The 18,397-nt window shown below is 41.2% G+C and carries 16 protein-coding genes and 2 tRNA genes; 17 read left to right on the forward strand and 1 reads right to left on the reverse strand.

The genetic code is table 11. The features are described 5' to 3' along the window. Positions 1–89 precede the first annotated feature (89 nt). Together INT04_RS08020 and INT04_RS08025 are read left to right on the forward strand one after the other, a co-directional pair. Positions 90–165, forward strand: a tRNA-Gly gene (locus INT04_RS08020). 35 nt (positions 166–200) lie between these two features. Continuing rightward, positions 201–276, forward strand: a tRNA-Gly gene (locus INT04_RS08025). 716 nt (positions 277–992) lie between these two features. Here the strand turns inward: INT04_RS08025 and queG are convergent. Then, a complete protein-coding gene (queG, locus tag INT04_RS08030) occupies positions 993–2,147 on the reverse strand; it encodes a tRNA epoxyqueuosine(34) reductase QueG (protein WP_193015636.1) in 1,155 nt (384 codons plus the stop codon). Positions 2,148–2,372: 225 nt separating this feature from the next. Between queG and tsaE the strand changes: the two genes are divergently transcribed. The 15 genes from tsaE to rpsR all read left to right on the forward strand — a co-directional run bounded on the left by tsaE (position 2,373) and on the right by rpsR (position 18,359). Then, positions 2,373–2,840: a tRNA (adenosine(37)-N6)-threonylcarbamoyltransferase complex ATPase subunit type 1 TsaE gene (tsaE, locus tag INT04_RS08035; RefSeq protein WP_193015637.1), complete on the forward strand. Its 468-nt coding sequence runs from the start codon at positions 2,373–2,375 to the stop codon at positions 2,838–2,840. Between the two features lie 13 nt (positions 2,841–2,853). After that, positions 2,854–4,176 (forward strand): N-acetylmuramoyl-L-alanine amidase, encoded by a 1,323-nt coding sequence (locus INT04_RS08040; RefSeq protein ID WP_193015638.1) that lies wholly within the window; start codon positions 2,854–2,856, stop codon positions 4,174–4,176. 23 nt (positions 4,177–4,199) lie between these two features. Further along, complete coding sequence (mutL, locus tag INT04_RS08045; protein WP_193015639.1) at positions 4,200–6,212, forward strand: DNA mismatch repair endonuclease MutL; 2,013 nt, start codon at positions 4,200–4,202, stop codon at positions 6,210–6,212. After that, the gene (miaA, locus tag INT04_RS08050) at positions 6,181–7,122 is read left to right on the forward strand and encodes a tRNA (adenosine(37)-N6)-dimethylallyltransferase MiaA (protein WP_193015640.1); all 942 of its coding nucleotides are present in this window, start codon (positions 6,181–6,183) and stop codon (positions 7,120–7,122) included. The genes mutL and miaA overlap by 32 nt, the downstream gene beginning before the upstream one ends. A 109-nt stretch (positions 7,123–7,231) precedes the next feature. Beyond that, positions 7,232–7,519, forward strand: a complete 288-nt coding sequence (gene hfq, locus INT04_RS08055; RefSeq protein WP_072069604.1) for an RNA chaperone Hfq — start codon at positions 7,232–7,234, stop codon at positions 7,517–7,519. Positions 7,520–7,613: 94 nt separating this feature from the next. Next, positions 7,614–8,897: a ribosome rescue GTPase HflX gene (gene hflX, locus INT04_RS08060; RefSeq protein ID WP_193015641.1), complete on the forward strand. Its 1,284-nt coding sequence runs from the start codon at positions 7,614–7,616 to the stop codon at positions 8,895–8,897. 92 nt (positions 8,898–8,989) lie between these two features. Continuing rightward, the gene (gene hflK / locus INT04_RS08065) at positions 8,990–10,264 is read left to right on the forward strand and encodes an FtsH protease activity modulator HflK (protein WP_193015642.1); all 1,275 of its coding nucleotides are present in this window, start codon (positions 8,990–8,992) and stop codon (positions 10,262–10,264) included. 2 nt (positions 10,265–10,266) lie between these two features. After that, a complete protein-coding gene (hflC, locus tag INT04_RS08070) occupies positions 10,267–11,271 on the forward strand; it encodes a protease modulator HflC (protein ID WP_193015643.1) in 1,005 nt (334 codons plus the stop codon). Between the two features lie 453 nt (positions 11,272–11,724). After that, the gene (locus INT04_RS08075; RefSeq protein ID WP_193015644.1) at positions 11,725–13,023 is read left to right on the forward strand and encodes an adenylosuccinate synthase; all 1,299 of its coding nucleotides are present in this window, start codon (positions 11,725–11,727) and stop codon (positions 13,021–13,023) included. Between the two features lie 425 nt (positions 13,024–13,448). Continuing rightward, the gene (gene nsrR, locus INT04_RS08080; RefSeq protein ID WP_193015645.1) at positions 13,449–13,877 is read left to right on the forward strand and encodes a nitric oxide-sensing transcriptional repressor NsrR; all 429 of its coding nucleotides are present in this window, start codon (positions 13,449–13,451) and stop codon (positions 13,875–13,877) included. A gap of 39 nt (positions 13,878–13,916) precedes the next feature. After that, positions 13,917–16,406 carry a ribonuclease R gene (rnr, locus tag INT04_RS08085; RefSeq protein WP_193015646.1) on the forward strand — a complete coding sequence of 830 codons (2,490 nt, stop codon included), beginning with the start codon at positions 13,917–13,919 and terminating at the stop codon, positions 16,404–16,406. 99 nt (positions 16,407–16,505) lie between these two features. After that, complete coding sequence (gene rlmB / locus INT04_RS08090) at positions 16,506–17,237, forward strand: 23S rRNA (guanosine(2251)-2'-O)-methyltransferase RlmB (protein ID WP_193015778.1); 732 nt, start codon at positions 16,506–16,508, stop codon at positions 17,235–17,237. A gap of 162 nt (positions 17,238–17,399) precedes the next feature. Then, positions 17,400–17,798 (forward strand): 30S ribosomal protein S6, encoded by a 399-nt coding sequence (gene rpsF, locus INT04_RS08095; RefSeq protein ID WP_193015647.1) that lies wholly within the window; start codon positions 17,400–17,402, stop codon positions 17,796–17,798. 8 nt (positions 17,799–17,806) lie between these two features. Further along, a complete protein-coding gene (gene priB / locus INT04_RS08100) occupies positions 17,807–18,127 on the forward strand; it encodes a primosomal replication protein N (protein ID WP_193015648.1) in 321 nt (106 codons plus the stop codon). A 4-nt stretch (positions 18,128–18,131) separates the two neighbouring features. Next, the gene (gene rpsR, locus INT04_RS08105) at positions 18,132–18,359 is read left to right on the forward strand and encodes a 30S ribosomal protein S18 (RefSeq protein WP_000135199.1); all 228 of its coding nucleotides are present in this window, start codon (positions 18,132–18,134) and stop codon (positions 18,357–18,359) included. Positions 18,360–18,397: the final 38 nt, after the last annotated feature.

An 18,397-nucleotide genomic window follows, 5' to 3' on the forward strand; every position in this document is an offset into this window, starting at 1 on the left:
AACACAACCTTGCCAAGGTTGGGGTCGCGAGTTCGAGTCTCGTTTCCCGCTCCAAATCTTTTACTAATTATTGTCAAAACTTACCAAACGCGGGAATAGCTCAGTTGGTAGAGCACAACCTTGCCAAGGTTGGGGTCGCGAGTTCGAGTCTCGTTTCCCGCTCCAAATCTTTTACTAATTATTGTCAAAACTTACCAAATGCGGGAATAGCTCAGTTGGTAGAGCACAACCTTGCCAAGGTTGGGGTCGCGAGTTCGAGTCTCGTTTCCCGCTCCAAGTTTTTCTCTTCAGCTTCACCAAATCTCATTTTTAATTCCCATAAAGAAAATTTTAAGTTTTTCTCTCGCTTTTTTAAATATCGACTACACTGTTTTAGGGTGCTAATTAAGGAGTTTTACTTAATACACATAAAGAGAGTATGAATGATTATTGTGCAAAAAAAGAAATGTTGTTATTGCCTGTAAGATCAAGCTATTTTTTTGTGATCTATCTTTGATCTTTGCTTGCTTTTCTATTTTGACAGCACTAGAATGTGCGCCTTTCCTCATTTAAGAGGGAAATAAGAGGCAAGATCATTTTTTAGGTTTTAGGCCTTTATTCTGTTAAACATGCATTGAATAGTATTTTAGAAAAAGAAAAGGATTTTTCAGGCTTTTCTTTAAAAAAATGTGATAGATATTCTACTATTCTTAAAATCTTCCCACATCGATTTATCCACAGTAAGATGCTAATAACCACCGCATCTAAGCACTGTTTGTTTTTTTACTGCACAGAGTTATCCACAAGCACGTATCATAATGTGATAAGGGTATTATTCTCTTTTATAAATTAATTGGATTTTATATCTAATTGATAATTCAGTTTATTTTAATTTTTTTAAATTTGAGTCTTAGTTCGCTTGAATTTTTTTTTCATGTTGATAGGCAAGGGATTTTTATTTTATTCACAGATAAAATTAAGGGTTACTCGTTATGCGCTTATTCTGTTAAAAATTAAGCATCACGGGGTAAGCCTTTAGTTATTGCTCTTACTAAGCGTTTTTGTTGTGAAGTCTGTATTTTCACCTCTTTTTCATTTCTCTTTGTTGTCTGCTGGGCTATCGCCCAATTCAAATGTTCATCTAAAACGTCACTCAATCCAACGCGTTCTTGCAAGGCAAGTATAATTTTATCCTGATAAGGTGCATTTCCTAACGCCACACTAATATTTCTAAGCCAACGTAAATAGCCAATACGGCGAATAGGTGATCCCTCTGTTATACGAAGAAATTTTTCTTCATTCCATTGAAAAAGATCGAGTAACTCAGGGGTATGAAGTGCTCGGCGGGGAGAGAAATCGTCTTCATCAGTCAGCGATGAAAAGCGATTCCAAGGGCAGATAAGTTGGCAATCGTCACAGCCATAGATGCGATTCCCCATTAATGGACGAAATTCCTCAGGAATAGCACCATCTAGCTCGATAGTAAGGTAAGAGATACAGCGACGTGCATCAATAGTATAAGGATCAACAATCGCACCTGTCGGGCAAGTCGTCATACAAGCCACACATTTACCACATTGCTCTTCAACAGGGCTATCTGTGGGAAGTGGCAAATCAATGAGTAATTCACCAAGAAAGAACCAAGAACCTGCTTGATTATTGATAACAAGTGAGTGTTTACCAACCCAGCCAAGTCCTGCCTTAACGGCTAAGGGGCGTTCCATAATTGGCGCTGAATCAACAAAAGGACGAAAATTAACGATCCCTTGATATTCATATTGTTGACAGTATTGTGAAATTTTCTCGCCAAGTTTTTTAAGACGCTGTCTGAGTACTTTGTGATAATCCCGCCCGAGTGCATAACGGCTGATATAACCCTGTTCGGGGTTATTTAACGTTCGCGCAAAAGCGGCATCGGTGGGGAGATAATTCATTCTTACACTAATAACGCGTAATGTACCAGGTACAAGCTCATGAGGCCTAGCCCGCGTCATGCCATATTTTTCCATCCATGCCATTTGACCATGATATTGCTTATCTAACCACGCTTGTAAGCGGGGCTCTTCAAGTGATAAGTCAGTATCACATATCCCTGTTTGTTGAAAACCTAGCTCAGAGCCCCATAATTTAATGTGCTGAGCGAGAAGATTAAGATCAAGTGATGACATGAATAAACCGAATCAATAGGTAAGAGGTGAGTCCTAAGAGCGCGCAGTGTATCATAGTGGAGCAGTAGGAAAAATCCTCGCAATAAATAGATTTATGGTATGGTTATTTGGTAGTGATTTCGATAACTATTTGCCTTAAGAGAATATAAAAAAGCTTAGTGTTTGATGTTTTCCAACGATCTCTCTTAACTAAGCCGTTATAACTTAACAATAGATTATATAAATATGAAAGAATGGGTTGTTACATTAGAAGATGAAGCGGCGACAGTTGAACTTGGGCGCACTGTTGCAATGGCGACTCATCATAGCGGATTGATCATGTATCTATATGGTGATTTGGGGGCAGGTAAAACAACCTTTAGCCGAGGCTTTTTACAAGCGCTTGGTCATCAAGGGCATGTTAAGAGCCCAACATATACATTGGTTGAGCCTTATATGCTCTCGCCAAACCCTGTTTATCATTTTGATCTCTATCGTTTAGCGTCGGCTGAAGAACTGGAATTTATGGGAATACGCGACTATTTTGAGCAAGATGCGTTATGCCTTATCGAATGGCCATCACAAGGCGAAGGTTTTTTACCCAACGCAGATTTAGAACTGCATTTAAGTTACGAAGATGAAGGTCGAAAAGCGCGTTTTGTTGCCCTTTCACAAAGAGGGAATACTGTTTTATCCCATATTCAGTCTGCATAAAGGAATATTGATTATGTCGAGTCTTATCACTATTGTGAGTCAAAGTCAGCGCTATTTTGTTGCCTTTCTGTTGGTTGTTTTATCTTTTTTCTTTGTGCAAATAGCACAAGCTGCCACTGTGACAGGTGTAAAAGCAGAAAATGGTAGCGCAGTAACAACCCTCACATTCTCGTTTAGTGATGGGAAGCCTAGCTATCGATATTACTCATTAAAAAGCCCAGACCGCTTGGTAATGGATTTTAAACAGAGCACAAAAATAACCGGCTTACCTGCAACGTTTAGTACAAACCAATTAGTGCATAAAATTCGCTCGACTCAATCAAAAGATAGCCAATACCAAAGTATGGTTGTCGAGCTTGCTCAACCGGTTGTGGTGACGGAAAGCTTGATAAAAGTTAGTGGTGATTATAAGTTAGTGCTTACTATCAAATCAATGAATGGTCGCCAAAATAGCAATGCTCAATCAACTGTGAGTGTCGTTGCGTTATCTTCTACAACAACAGTTACTGCATCAAATTCAAATAGGGAAATGGCCCCTTTAATCACTACGCCAAAAGCAGAGATTACCCCTGTTGTCCCTGTTGTAAAACCTCGCACTCCCCCTTCAAAGCCACAAGCAGGCTCTCGCCAAATTATTATTGCGATAGATGCAGGCCACGGTGGACAAGATCCAGGTGCTATTGGTCAGAAAGGAAATCGTGAAAAAGATGTCACGTTAAGTGTAGCAAGGAAACTAGAAGCACGATTACGTAATGATCCCATGTTTAAGCCGGTATTAACACGTAGCGGCGACTATTTTATTTCAGTTGCAGGACGCTCTGAAGTTGCTCGTAAGCAAAGTGCCAATATGTTGGTTTCTATTCATGCAGATTCTGCACCTAACCGCAGTGCAAGAGGCGCTTCAGTGTGGGTGCTTTCTAATCGTCGTGCAAACAGTGAATTAGGTAAGTGGCTTGAACAAAGTGAAAAGCAATCTGAATTGCTAGGGGGGGCGGGAGATGCTTTATCAGACGGTGCTGATCCTTATTTAAGCCAAACAGTACTTGATTTGCAATTTGGTAACTCACAGCGAGTCGGTTATGACGTTGCTGTTGCCGTGTTATCTGAACTTAGAAAAGTAGGCTCATTACATAAAAAGACGCCAGAGCATGCAAGTTTAGGTGTTTTACGCTCGCCTGATATCCCTTCAATTTTAGTTGAAACAGGTTTTATCAGTCATGCATCTGAAGAACAGCTGCTGATTTCGGATGCCTATCAAGAGAAACTGGCCGCATCTATTCATGCGGGGTTAAGACATTATTTTCTGGCTCACCCCTTACAAAATGCGCCTAATTGATTGAGTAAAATGGAATAAAGGTCATGGCGATAAATTTATTACCTCCTCAGCTTGCAAACCAGATTGCCGCAGGGGAAGTTGTTGAAAGACCTGCCTCTGTCGTTAAAGAGTTGCTGGAAAATAGTTTAGATGCTGGGGCGACAACTATTGATATAGATATCGATAAAGGTGGCGCTAAGCTCATTCGTATTCGTGATAATGGATGCGGCATCAATCGTGATGATTTGAAGTTAGCGCTTGCTCGCCATGCAACAAGCAAAATATCAAGTCTTGACGACCTCGAAGCTATTATGAGTATGGGATTTCGCGGTGAAGCCTTGGCCAGTATTAGCTCAGTTTCTCGTTTAACACTGACATCACGCACGCCATCTCAAGATGAAGCATGGCAAGCTTATGCTGAAGGTCGGGACATGGCGGTTACAGTTAAACCTGCGGCTCATCCTGTGGGAAGCACTGTTGAAGTATTAGATTTGTTTTATAACACGCCAGCCAGACGTAAATTTTTGCGTACTGAAAAAACAGAGTTTGCACATATTGATGAAGTGGTACGCCGGATTGCATTATCACGTTTTGATGTTTCCATTAATCTTACGCATAACGGTAAACGTGTCCGTCAATATCGAGCCGTAAAGGATGAAAGCCAGCAAAACCGTCGTTTAAGTGCGATTTGTGGCAATAATTTTGTTAGCCAATGCATGCACTTATCGTGGGAGCATGGCAATTTAGCAATAAAAGGCTGGGTTGAACATCCTTTATCTCCAGTACAAAGTAGCGAAATTCAATATTGTTATGTAAACGGACGAATGATGCGTGACAGGTTAATCAACCATGCTATTCGTCAAGCCTATGAAGGGTATCTGCAAGGAGAGCAGCAACCTTCTTATGTTTTATACCTAAGCGTTGACCCTCATCAAGTTGATGTTAATGTGCATCCAGCTAAACATGAAGTCCGTTTTCATGAATCTCGTTTAGTGCATGACTTTATTTACCAAGGTGTCTTGAGTGTTTTACGACAAGCCATACAAGAGCCATTACCACTGACGGAAGATAATAAAGAAGAAAGCGAAATGGCGTTAAATTTCCCTGAGAATCGACAGGTTGCAGGTGAAAATGTATTTTCTCAGCCTTACCAAGCATCCGTTAATAAAACCAGCCCAAATAGAACCTCATCACATCAACCAAATGAACGTGAATATGGAAATAGCCATTATCAAAAACAATCTCCTCAATTAGGTGAAAATCGCCAATTTGGTGAAAGTTATCAACGGACTCAAGGCGCGCTTTATCAAAAAATGATGCAAGAAAGTGCATCCACATCAAAAGATAAAGAAAAAATACCGTTATTTCCTGACCGTTCCCCATTGAATTTAGATGAAATCGTTCATACAACTAATAGCATCGAAGAAAATGTTATTTCTGTGATGCCGCGTTCCGTCAATGCGCAAGAAGGGCAAACTGATTATACTTTTGGGCGAGTATTGGCAATTTATCAGCAGAAATATGCGTTAATCGAATCTTCACAAGGTCTCGGGCTGTTATCATTGGAAGAAGCTGATTTTCTGTTAAAATGCGCGCAGTTATTGCCTAAAGATGAAACATTGAAGCCTCAACCTTTGTTAGTACCGCTAAAGTTAGCGCTAAGTAAAGATGAAATTAGTGTATTCAATCAGTTTCAAGCACTCATAAGTGATTTTGGTATTATTATCGAAATCTCTCATGGTAAAGCAACAATACATGCGGTGTCGTTGCCTTTGCGTCAGCAAAATTTACCTGCATTACTAACCGCATTATTGGCGTATTTGTCTGTAGAGAAATCATGTACCAAACAACAGCTTGGGCAATGGTTTGCAAAACAGATAAGCTCAGAGCAAGCACCTTGGTCACAAGCTCAGGCAGTGGGATTATTGGCGGATATTGAAAGACTTTGTCCTCAATATGTCAGACAGCCAGCAAAAAACTTATTACAATTAATAGAATTACAACCGGTGGTAGTGGCATTAAATAATGAGCGATGTAAACACACAAATAAAACCTAAAGCCATTTTTCTAATGGGGCCTACAGCGTCAGGTAAAACAGCATTAGCAATAGCACTAAGACAAAAACTGCCTGTAGATATTATTAGTGTTGATTCAGCGCTCATCTATCGTGGTATGGATATTGGAACAGCAAAGCCAGATGCCACAGAGCAATCGCTTGCGCCACATCGATTAATTGATATTTTAGACCCCGCATTACCGTACTCTGCAGCAGATTTTCGACGGGATGCACTCAGTGCAATGGAAGAAATTACAGCCGCTGGGCGAATTCCACTATTAGTGGGCGGGACTATGCTATATTTTAAAGCGTTACTTGAAGGTTTATCGCCTTTACCCAGTGCAAATCCTGATATTCGAGCTGAAATAGAGAAAAAAGCAGCAGAGCAAGGATGGGAGGCATTACATAAAGAGTTAGCATTGGTTGATCCTGTTGCTGCGCAACGGATACACCCTAATGATCCTCAACGACTTTCACGTGCGCTAGAAGTTTACCTGATTTCAGGTAAGACAATGACAGAATTGACTAAAATATCGGGCGAGTCTTTGCCTTATGATGTTTATCAATTTGCGATTGCTCCGAAAGATAGAAATGTTCTTCACCAACGCATTGAAGCTCGTTTTAAACAGATGTTAACGTGCGGTTTTGAAGATGAAGTAAAATCATTATACGAAAGGGGCGATTTGCATGAAGATTTACCGTCTGTACGTTGTGTCGGTTATCGCCAGATGTGGTCATATTTATCTGGTGAAATAGATTATGATGAGATGGTTTATCGAGGGATCTGCGCTACCCGGCAATTAGCGAAGCGACAAATCACCTGGTTAAGAGGTTGGAATAATATTCACTGGCTTGATAGTGAAGATCCAAAACAATCTCTTGACACTGTTTTGCAGGTAGTTAGTGCATAGATGGTAGGTTTGTGTAAAATTGATGGTTGCCAAAGCGCAATTTTTGAGTAGTTCATTTTTCGAACCAATTGGGTTCTAATATAAAACAACAAAATAAGGAAAACATAGAATGGCTAAGGGGCAATCTTTGCAAGATCCTTTCCTAAACGCATTACGTCGTGAAAGGGTTCCCGTTTCTATCTATTTGGTAAACGGCATTAAATTGCAAGGTCAGATCGAATCTTTTGACCAATTTGTTATTTTGCTGAAAAACACAGTAAGCCAGATGGTATACAAACATGCTATCTCTACCGTGGTACCTTCGCGTCCTGTTTCTCATCATAGCAACACTGGCACGAATCAAACGGGTACAGGCTACAGCGGTAGTGCTACTCAGCAGGATGATGTTGCAGAATAATTATCGAATATTATTCTTGATATAAGAAAAACATAGGTAGGGAGACTTTACCTATGTTTTTTCCTGTTTTTATAAAGTCCAAGAGGTTTCGCCTTTGTTTGATCGTTATGAAGGTGGCGAATTAGCCGTTTTAGTGCACGTCTTCTTTTCTCAAGAAAAGGACGTTGATGATTTGCAAGAGTTTGAATCGTTGGTGACATCTGCGGGTGTGAAGCCAGTTCAAATTATTACAGGAAATCGCAAGGCGCCACATCCCAAATATTATGTGGGTGAAGGTAAAGCGGAAGAAATTGCCGAGGCTGTAAAAGCAAGTGGTGCAGATGTTGTTTTATTTAATCATGCACTGACACCTGCACAAGAACGAAATCTGGAAAGACTTTGTGAATGTCGTGTGGTTGACCGCACGGGAGTTATCCTTGATATTTTTGCTCAAAGAGCAAGAACTCATGAAGGAAAGCTACAGGTAGAACTCGCCCAGTTACGTCACTTATCAACCCGTTTAGTCAGAGGGTGGACTCACCTTGAAAGACAAAAAGGGGGGATTGGGTTACGTGGACCTGGTGAAACTCAGCTAGAAACAGACCGCCGCTTACTCCGAGGTAAAATTAGTCAAATACTAATGCGATTGGGTAGGGTCGAACGTCAGCGTGAACAAGGACGACAAGCGCAGAGTAAAGCTGATATTCCAACATTATCCCTAGTAGGTTACACAAACGCAGGAAAATCGAGTTTATTTAATCATATTACCTGTTCGAATGTGTATGCGGCAGATCAGCTCTTTGCAACATTAGATCCTACGTTAAGACGTATTCAAGTTGATGATGTAGGAACGGTTGTATTAGCCGATACGGTTGGATTTATCCGACATTTGCCTCATGATCTTGTTGCTGCTTTTAAAGCCACTTTGCAAGAAACTCGAGAAGCAACCTTACTTCTTCATGTTATTGATGCAGCAGATAGCCGTTTTGAGGATAATATTCATGCCGTTGAGTGTGTATTAGAAGAGATCGATGCTCAAGAAATACCCACACTGCATGTGATGAACAAAATTGATCTTCTTGAAGACTTCACTCCAAGAATTGATCGAAATGAAGATAATTTACCTGTTAGGGTTTGGGTTTCTGCACAAACAGGTGAAGGTATCCCGCTGTTATATCAGGCGTTAACTGAGCGTCTTTCAGGTGAGATCGCACACTATGAATTGCGTTTACCGCCAGAAGATACAGGGCGCTTACGTAGTCGTTTTTATCAATTACAATCAATAGAACGTGAATGGATTGAAAAAGACGGTAAAGTTGGGCTAATCATACGTATGCCTATGGTAGACTGGCATCGCCTTTGCAAGCAGGAACCCAATTTATTGGATTACGTGGTCTGATATTTGGCCATAAAAAAGAACATTAACTGAGAGCTGGCGACGAAATCGGCTCTTAAGCCTGATAAATCTAATCATAATAATGGAGCTAGAACATGGCGTGGAATCAGCCCGGTAACAACGGACAAGACCGCGACCCGTGGGGTAACCGAAACGGCGGCAATAATAACGGCGAAGGTAACGGTAACTCCAACGGTAATCAAGGAGGTCGGAATCGTGGGGCATCAGATCTCGATGATATGTTCCGTAAACTGAGTGAAAAACTTGGTGGTTTCGGCGGTAAAAAAGGTGGAAACTCCTCTTCTGGGCAAAATGGCGGGCCTCGTAGTAATGCGGGAAATCTTCTGGTTTCTCTTGCATTAGGTGCGGTTATCGTAGTTTGGGCAGCAAGCGGTTTTTATACCATAAAAGAAGCAGAACAAGGCGTTGTGACCCGGTTTGGTAAATTCTATCAAATCGTTGAGCCCGGTCTGAACTGGAAACCCACTTTTGTTGATGAAGTTCAGCCTGTTAACGTAAAAACTATCCGTGATTTAACCACGGGTGGCATGATGTTAACGTCAGATGAGAATATGGTTCAAGTTGAGATAAACGTGCAGTATGTTGTCTCTGATCCAGAAACATTTCTGTTTAACCTAACAACACCAATTAATAGCTTAGGTCAGGCGACTGACAGTGCAGTACGTGGTGTTATTGGTCGTTCAGAAATGGAAAAAATTCTGACCTCAAATCGTTCGGAAATTCGTGACCAAACACGTCAAGAATTAGAAGAGACTATTCGTCCTTATAAGATGGGTATCTCTATTGTGGACGTCAACTTCCAAGTTGCTCGCCCACCAGAAGCAGTAAAAGCCGCATTTGATGATGTAATTGCCGCCCGAGAGGAAGAGCAAAAAACGATTCGTCAAGCCGAGGCTTATAAAAACGAAGTTTTACCTTTAGCTAAAGGTAACGCACAGCGGATGATTGAAGAAGCAACAGCGTATAAAACGAGTGTGGTGATGAGAGCAGAAGGTGAGGTGGCGAGTTTCGCCAAAATCTTACCTGAATATCGAGCAGCCCCTGAAATTACTCGCGAGCGTCTTTATATTGAGACAATGGAAAAAGTGCTATCTAAAACACGTAAGATTATTGCTAACGATAAAGGTAACAGCATGTTAGTGCTACCTTTGGAGCAAATGTTACGTCAGCAATCTCAATCAGGAACATCAAATACACTTGAAGCTCCTACTCGTATGCCAGCACCTGCTCCAACTGTAAACCCAGCACCTGCACAAAAACCAGCAACAACGACTTATGGTAATGGTGGATATGGTAGTAATAATGGCGGTTATGGTCAGCCTTACGGCACTAATCAGGGAGGACAATAATCATGCGTAAAGTTATCGCTGTTGTTGCAGTTATTATTTTAGCATTGTTGTACTCTTCTGTTTTCGTGGTACAACAATATGAGCGTGGTATTATTCTACGCTTTGCGAAAGTTGTTCGTGATGGTGAAAATAAGCCAGTTGTTTATGAACCAGGTCTTCATTTTAAAATTCCATTTATTGAGAACGTGAAAAAACTGGATGCGCGTATTCAAACTATGAATATCCAGCAAGACCGTTTCTTATCTGGTGAGAATAAAGACTTATTGGTTGATTCTTATCTGAAATGGCGTATCAGCGACTTCAGTACCTACTATCTAGCAACAGGTGGGGGTAATACAACGCAAGCTGAAACGTTGCTGCGTCGTAAATTTAGTGACCGTTTACGTTCTGAGATTGGTCGTATGAGCGTAAACCAAATTATTACGGATTCTCGTGGTCGTTTAACCATTGATGTTCGTAATGCACTGAACGAAGGTACTCCTTCTCGCGATACAAGCGCTGCTGATGATGCGATTGCGATTGCTGCGAAGAAAGTGGCTGAAGAAACAAAAGGTCAAGCTCCTGCTATCAATATGAACAGTATGGCAGCTTTAGGTATTGAAGTGATTGATGTTCGAATCAAACAAATCAACCTGCCGATGGAAGTTTCTGAAGCGATTTATCAACGTATGCGTGCCGAGCGTGAAGCGGTTGCTCGACGTCACCGTTCACAAGGTCAAGAGCAAGCAGTAAAAATTCGTGCTGCTGCTGATAAGACAGTAACGGAAACATTAGCTGAGTCTGAGCGTGAATCATTGCGCCTTCGTGGTGAAGGTGATGCCCAAGCAATGAAACTTTTTGCAGATGCATTCAACCAAGATCCGGACTTCTACGCTTTCATTCGTAGTTTACGTGCTTATGAGAAGAGCTTTAACCAAGACGGTAATGACGTCATGGTGTTAAGCCCAGATAGCGATTTCTTACGCTATATGAAAGCACCGACGAAAGCACGAGCTATCGAAGAGTAATCAAAACACCTTAAAACGTTTGAATAAATAATAAATCCCCCACCTTAAAAAGTGGGGGATTTTTTTTGATATCAATAAGATAAAATAGAGTACTTAGCTAAAAAATAAATCATTGTACATATTAAGATGAAAATTTATGCTTAATGGTTTCCAAAATAGTGTTAGCTGGGATAGTATAAAGTGAAAATTGCATTTCAAGATAAACCTTCGGCAATTCCGAAGCGTCTTCTTCGCTGTTTTCACTTTTATGTCACTCTGCTTCCTATTTTTGCGTTCAAATCTGTTGATGAAAGTCACTATTAGTTTGTGATGCGGATTTTTTGGGCGAAAATATTAATCATGGCAAGATAATCTATTGCTTAAAAGCGGGGATGACATAATTAGATAAAATCTACTGTAACTCTTGAATTGAGATGGTAGAATCCTTTTTTAAGCAACCGAGTGTATTTTGAAATGAGTAATAACGTTGTCGTATTGGGCACCCAGTGGGGTGACGAAGGCAAAGGCAAGATAGTCGATTTGCTGACAGAACGTGCCAAATATGTTGTTCGCTATCAAGGTGGCCATAACGCAGGTCACACCCTAGTCATCAACGGTGAAAAAACCGTTCTTCATTTAATCCCATCAGGCATTCTCCGTGAAAATGTTGTTAGCATCATAGCAAACGGTGTCGTTTTATCGCCGGAAGCGCTGATGAAGGAAATGACCCAACTTGAAGATCGTGGCATTCCTGTTCGTTCTCGTTTACTTCTGTCTGAAGCTTGCCCATTAATCCTTCCTTATCATATCGCATTAGATAATGCGCGTGAGAAAGCACGTGGCGAGAAAGCTATCGGTACAACAGGTCGCGGTATTGGTCCTGCTTACGAAGATAAAGTTGCTCGTCGTGGTTTGCGTGTTGGTGATCTGTTTGATAAAAAAGCCTTTGCACAAAAACTGAAAGAAATCATCGAATATCATAACTTCCAACTGGTGAACTACTACCAAGTAGAACCCGTGGATTACCAAAAAACCTTAGATGAGGTTATGGCGATTGCCGATATCCTGACAGGTATGGTTGTTGATGTTTCTGACTTACTGTACAAAGCAACACAAAACGGTGAGTTAGTGATGTTTGAAGGCGCACAAGGCACTTTATTAGACATCGACCATGGTACTTATCCGTATGTAACCTCTTCAAACACAACAGCTGGTGGTGTAGCGACAGGTTCTGGTTTAGGCCCTCGTTATGTGGGTTACGTATTGGGGATCATCAAAGCTTACTCAACGCGCGTAGGTGCAGGTCCATTCCCAACGGAATTGTTTGATGAAGTGGGTGACTTCTTACGTGAAAAAGGCCAAGAATTTGGTGCAACAACAGGTCGTAGCCGTCGTACAGGTTGGTTAGATATCATCGCTATTCGTCGTGCGGTGCAAATCAACTCACTGTCTGGTTTCTGTATGACTAAACTGGATGTGCTAGATGGTCTGAAAGAAGTCAAACTGTGTGTAGGCTATCGCTTACCAAATGGTGAAGTGATTGATACAACACCTTTAGCTGCTGATGATTGGGAAGGTATCGAACCTATCTATGAATCAATGCCAGGTTGGAGCGAGGTCACTTTTGGTATGAAAGATCACGCACAATTACCACAAGCAGCACTGAACTACATCAAGCGTGTAGAAGAATTAACAGGTGTTCCTGTTGATATCGTTTCTACAGGCCCAGATCGCTCAGAAACTATCATTCTCCGTCATCCATTTGATGCATAATTTGTATTAAATCGGTTTGATGTGAAAATCGTCCCTGAAAATGACAGGGGCGATTTTTTCGTATCTGTTTGTTGGTGAATTAAAGATAAAAATACGCGTTACATATAAGATAAGACAGCTTTACACTCGGTTTTGCTTCTGTTTTATCAGTAACGAGTACAAAACAATAAGACAATGTTATTGTTGTAATGCCAGAAATAGGAAAGCGATCTGTTGAAAATCGACAGTATCGCTTTTTCTTTGCCTGTGATGTCGCTATTATTTTGTTAATAGTCAAGTGAGAGATGGAAATAACTCACTTTTGAGCATATCTTTGCTAAATGTCCAAAAATTAAACATAATATTGCTTAATAAAATGATATTCTCATTACTAATTACTTATCCCTTAACGAATTTAAGAGGGAAACCACTTTTCAGAGGTCATTGTGCAATTAACCAGTTTTACAGATTATGGATTGCGAGCATTGATATATATGGCTTCACTGCCAGAAGGCAAAATGACGAGTATCTCGGAAGTGACGCAAGTGTATGGTGTATCGCGTAACCATATGGTGAAAATTATTAATCAACTGAGTCATTTAGGTTTTGTTGAGGCTATTCGCGGTAAAAATGGAGGGATCCGTTTAGGCAAGCCTGCAGCAAATATCATAGTGGGTGAGGTTGTTCGTGCTTTAGAGCCGCTTTCATTAGTAAACTGTAGTGCTGAGTTTTGCCATATTACCCCAGCTTGTCGATTAAAATTGGTGTTAAATCAGGCGATTGAACAGTTTTTGAAAGAGTTAGACCGTCACACACTTGCAGAGCTCGTTGAAAATAATAGTTCCTTATATAAATTGTTATTAGAAGATGTTTGAGTCTACTATTTCATCAAATCTGATAGCTTGGAGGTCATAATGTCAAAAGATCCTTTTCAGGGTAGAGAAGCAGAAAAATACGCCTCTCCAATTGCTAGTCGCGAATATATTTTAGAAGAAATGAAAAAGCGCACGGCACCAATGAGTCGTGAAGACTTAGCACAGGCGTTAAAAATTTCTGGAGAAGAAGATTTGGAAGCATTACGTCGTCGTTTAAGAGCGATGGAACGTGATGGTCAATTAGTTTTTACCCGTCGTCAATGTTATGCATTACCTGAACGCCTTGATTTATGGAAAGGCAAAGTCATTGGTCACCGCGATGGTTATGGTTTTTTACGTGCTGAAGGCCAAAAAGATGACCTGTATCTTTCACAAGATGAAATGAAAAAAACCATGCACGGTGATGTTATCCTTGCTCAACCTTTAGGGATGGATAGAAAAGGTCGTCGTGAAGGTCGTGTAGTGCGTGTTATTGAACCCAGAAACAACCAGATTGTTGGGCGCTATTTTATCGAATCTGGTATGGGATTTGTTGTACCAGATGACAGTCGTTTAAGCTTTGATATTCTTATCCCTAAAGAAGATCTTATGGGTGCGCGTATGGGAAATGTGGTGGTTGTCGAAGTCATGACAAGGCCAACCCGTCGTACTCAAGCTGTTGGACGTATCGTTGAGATCTTAGGTGAAACAATGGGAACAGGTATCGCGGTAGAAATTGCGTTACGGACCCATGAGATACCGTATACATGGCCTGCGAAAGTCACTAAAGAAGTCGCTGATTTAAAAGAGGAAGTCCCTGAGTCTGCCAAAGAAGGTCGTGTTGATTTACGTGATTTACCTTTAATTACTATTGATGGCGAAGATGCGCGAGATTTTGATGATGCGGTTTATTGCCAACGTAAAAAAGGCGGTGGCTGGCGTTTATGGGTCGCAATTGCTGATGTTAGCTACTATGTGCGCCCACAAACAGCATTAGATACCGAAGCACGTAGCCGAGGAAATTCTGTTTATTTCCCTTCTCAAGTTGTGCCAATGTTGCCAGAGATACTGTCTAATGGGCTCTGTTCATTAAACCCACAAGTAGACCGCTTATGTATGGTCTGTGAAATGACAATTTCTGAGCAAGGCCGCCTCTCTTCTTATAAATTCTATGAAGCCGTAATGAGTTCTCATGCTCGAATGACTTACACCAAAGTGTGGAAAATTATTCAAGATGATGAAGAATTGCGTGAGCACTATAAGCCTATCGTTGAAGATATTGAGCATCTGTATGAGTTATACCAAGCTCTTGATAAAGCGCGCGAGCAACGTGGTGCGATTGGATTCGAATCTGAAGAAGCGAAATTTATCTTCAATGCAGAGCGCCGTATTGAACGTATCGAGCCAGTTGTCCGTAATGATGCACACAAATTAATTGAAGAGTGCATGATCTTAGCAAATATCGCTGCAGCTCGTTTTGTTGAGAAAAATGAAGAGCCTGCGTTATACCGTATTCATGATAAACCGAAAGAAGAAAGTGTACTGAATTTACGTTCTGTCTTTAATGAATTAGGTTTAACATTGCCGGGTGGATTAACGCCAGAGCCAGCAGACTATGCGCGTGTTATGAAAGAGGTTGAAGATAGACCTGATCGTGAAATGCTACAAACCATGGTTTTGCGCTCGATGAAACAAGCAATTTACGATCCTGAAAATCGTGGACACTTTGGTTTGGCATTGAAATCTTATGCTCACTTTACGTCGCCAATCCGTCGTTACCCTGACTTAGCGTTACACCGCGCTATTAAATATCAAATTGCTAAGGAAGAAGGTCACGGTTCTCAACGCTGGACACCAACCGGTGGTTACCATAGTGATATGGACACCATGTTACAATTGGGTGAACACTGTTCTTTAACAGAGCGCCGTGCTGATGAAGCTACACGAGATGTAGCTGATTGGCTGAAATGTGACTTTATGCTGGATCAAATTGGCCAGCAGTTTACGGGAATTATTACGAGCGTAACGGGCTTTGGTTTCTTTGTTCGTTTAAATGATCTGTTTATTGATGGTCTGGTGCATGTTTCTACATTAAATAATGATTACTATCAATATGACAATGTGGGTCAGCGATTAATTGGTGAGTCTTCTGGACAGGTATATCGTCTTGGCGATGAAGTTGAAGTCAAAGTTGAAGCTGTAAGTATGGATGAACGTACTATCGACTTCTCTTTAATTTCGACAACACGTACTGCGCGTAATCCGGGTAAAACAGCACGTGTTCGCGGATTAAAAGGCGAAAAAGACAAGAAAAACGCAAGTTCCAGTAAGTCTCGACGTCGTGATGCAAGTAAAGATAAAAACTTCGAACCTGATAGCGCCTTTAAAAAAGGAAAATCAGCTAAAAGTAATGAGAACAAAAATAAAGCAGTAAAAGATCAAGTTGCTAAAGATAAAGCAAGCAGTAAGCGTAAGAAAGCATCATCACAAACCAAAAAAATAGAAGAAAAACTTAAGGCTAAGCGCGCTGCAAAACGCGATAAAGCATAACATTTTGTTCTTCTTGTTTTTTAAAAGGCGGAGACCCCGCCTTTTATCTGTTTTGTACCTTTTATTTTTTAATGAGTAAGCACCGCTATGAGCGAAGAAATTATTTATGGTATTCACGCAGTAAAAGCACTGCTTGAGCGTGATCCTGCCCGTTTTAAAGAAGTTTATGTATTAAAAGGGCGTGAAGATCGCCGTTTAACACCCGTTATTCATGAATTAGAGGCCCAAGGGGTTTTAGTTCAAGTAGCTAATCGTCAGTGGTTAGATAGCCAAACCGAAGGTGCTGTTCATCAAGGTATCATTGCAAAAGTGAAACCGGGTCGTCAGTACCAAGAACAAGATTTACCTGATTTATTAGCAAAAGTTGGGACACCTTTTTTACTCGTTTTAGATGGCGTAACAGACCCACATAATTTAGGTGCTTGTTTACGTAGCGCAGATGCTGCGGGCGTTCATGCGGTTATCGTCCCTAAAGATCGCTCCGCACAATTAAATGCAACGGCAAAAAAAGTGGCGTGTGGTGCGGCAGAAAGCGTTCCTTTAATTAAAGTGACTAACCTTGCTCGGACTTTACGTTTTCTACAAGAAGAAAATGTTTGGATTGTGGGTACCGCCGGCGAAGCAGATCACACCTTATATCAAAGTAAACTTACAGGCCCAATGGCACTGGTGATGGGGGCTGAAGGTGAAGGAATGCGTCGTTTAACGCGAGAACATTGTGATGAACTCATTAGCATTCCAATGGCGGGTACAGTGTCTTCTTTGAATGTTTCTGTGGCAACGGGTGTTTGCTTGTTTGAAGCGATGCGCCAACGCATTTCAGTAAAATAACGCTTTAGTTTATTTATTCTCTATACTCCCTTGAGTTTTATTGACTGCGGGGGTATAGTTACGCGTCAATTTTTTCAGTCACAACTTAACTAAGTTCCTTGCCTCCATGGGTGGTGACTGACCCTGACAGGAGGCTGATAAATCCGTAAGGAGCAATATCAAATGCGTCATTACGAAATCGTTTTTATGGTTCATCCTGACCAGAGCGAACAAGTTCCGGGCATGATCGAGCGTTATAAAACCGCTATCACTAATGCAAATGGTCAGATCCACCGTCTAGAAGACTGGGGTCGTCGTCAATTAGCTTATCCAATCAACAAACTGCACAAAGCACACTACGTTCTGCTGAACGTTGAAGCGCCGCAGGAAGTGATTGATGAACTGGAAACTACTTTCCGTTTCAACGATGCCGTTCTCCGCAACATGATTATGCGTACTAAACACGCAGTAACTGAAGCTTCTCCAATGGTTAAAGCAAAAGACGAACGCCGTCGTGATATCGCTGATGATCTTGATGATGAAGATGAAGTTGATGATGTAGCAGAGGATTCTGAAGAGTAATTCGTGCTGTGACGGCTAATAATCATTTGGTGCTAACTGGCACAGTGTGCAAGGCATTAATACGAAAAGTTAGCCCCGCTGGGATCCCGCATTGTCAATTTGTTATTGAACATCGTTCAATTCAAGAAGAGGCGGGATTAAAAAGACAATCATGGTGCAGAATGCCCATTATTGCTAGCGGGAAAGCGTTACAAGCAATTACTCACAGTATAACGGTCGGCAGCCAAATCACCGTTTCAGGATTCATTAGTAGCCATCAGGCGCGAAATGGATTGTTTAAATTGGTGCTTCATGCCGAGCAGATTGAATTGATAGATTCTGGAGACTAGCCATATGGCACGTTATTTCCGTCGTCGTAAGTTCTGCCGTTTCACAGCAGAAGGCGTACAAGAGATCGATTATAAAGATATCGCTACGCTGAAAAACTATATCACTGAAAGTGGTAAAATTGTACCAAGTCGTATCACCGGTACTCGTGCAAAATACCAGCGTCAGCTGGCTCGTGCTATCAAGCGCGCACGCTACCTGTCTTTATTACCTTATACTGATCGTCATCAGTAATAGGTATATAGTCCATTAATGACTTGTAGAGGATAAGG

It is taken from the genome of Proteus sp. FME41 (assembly GCF_014897315.1).
GTDB lineage: Bacteria > Pseudomonadota > Gammaproteobacteria > Enterobacterales > Enterobacteriaceae > Proteus.

What these genes read in the sequence shown, in the direction of transcription:
- tsaE (WP_193015637.1), top strand. Translation starts at nt 2,373, where the DNA reads ATGAAAGAATGGGTTGTTACATTAGAAGATGAAGCGGCGACAGTTGAA.
- rpsR (WP_000135199.1), top strand. Translation starts at nt 18,132, where the DNA reads ATGGCACGTTATTTCCGTCGTCGTAAGTTCTGCCGTTTCACAGCAGAA.
- hfq (WP_072069604.1), top strand. Translation starts at nt 7,232, where the DNA reads ATGGCTAAGGGGCAATCTTTGCAAGATCCTTTCCTAAACGCATTACGT.
- mutL (WP_193015639.1), top strand. Translation starts at nt 4,200, where the DNA reads ATGGCGATAAATTTATTACCTCCTCAGCTTGCAAACCAGATTGCCGCA.
- queG (WP_193015636.1), bottom strand. Translation starts at nt 2,147, where the DNA reads ATGTCATCACTTGATCTTAATCTTCTCGCTCAGCACATTAAATTATGG.
- hflK (WP_193015642.1), top strand. Translation starts at nt 8,990, where the DNA reads ATGGCGTGGAATCAGCCCGGTAACAACGGACAAGACCGCGACCCGTGG.
- rnr (WP_193015646.1), top strand. Translation starts at nt 13,917, where the DNA reads ATGTCAAAAGATCCTTTTCAGGGTAGAGAAGCAGAAAAATACGCCTCT.
- rpsF (WP_193015647.1), top strand. Translation starts at nt 17,400, where the DNA reads ATGCGTCATTACGAAATCGTTTTTATGGTTCATCCTGACCAGAGCGAA.
- hflC (WP_193015643.1), top strand. Translation starts at nt 10,267, where the DNA reads ATGCGTAAAGTTATCGCTGTTGTTGCAGTTATTATTTTAGCATTGTTG.
- INT04_RS08040 (WP_193015638.1), top strand. Translation starts at nt 2,854, where the DNA reads ATGTCGAGTCTTATCACTATTGTGAGTCAAAGTCAGCGCTATTTTGTT.
- miaA (WP_193015640.1), top strand. Translation starts at nt 6,181, where the DNA reads ATGAGCGATGTAAACACACAAATAAAACCTAAAGCCATTTTTCTAATG.
- INT04_RS08075 (WP_193015644.1), top strand. Translation starts at nt 11,725, where the DNA reads ATGAGTAATAACGTTGTCGTATTGGGCACCCAGTGGGGTGACGAAGGC.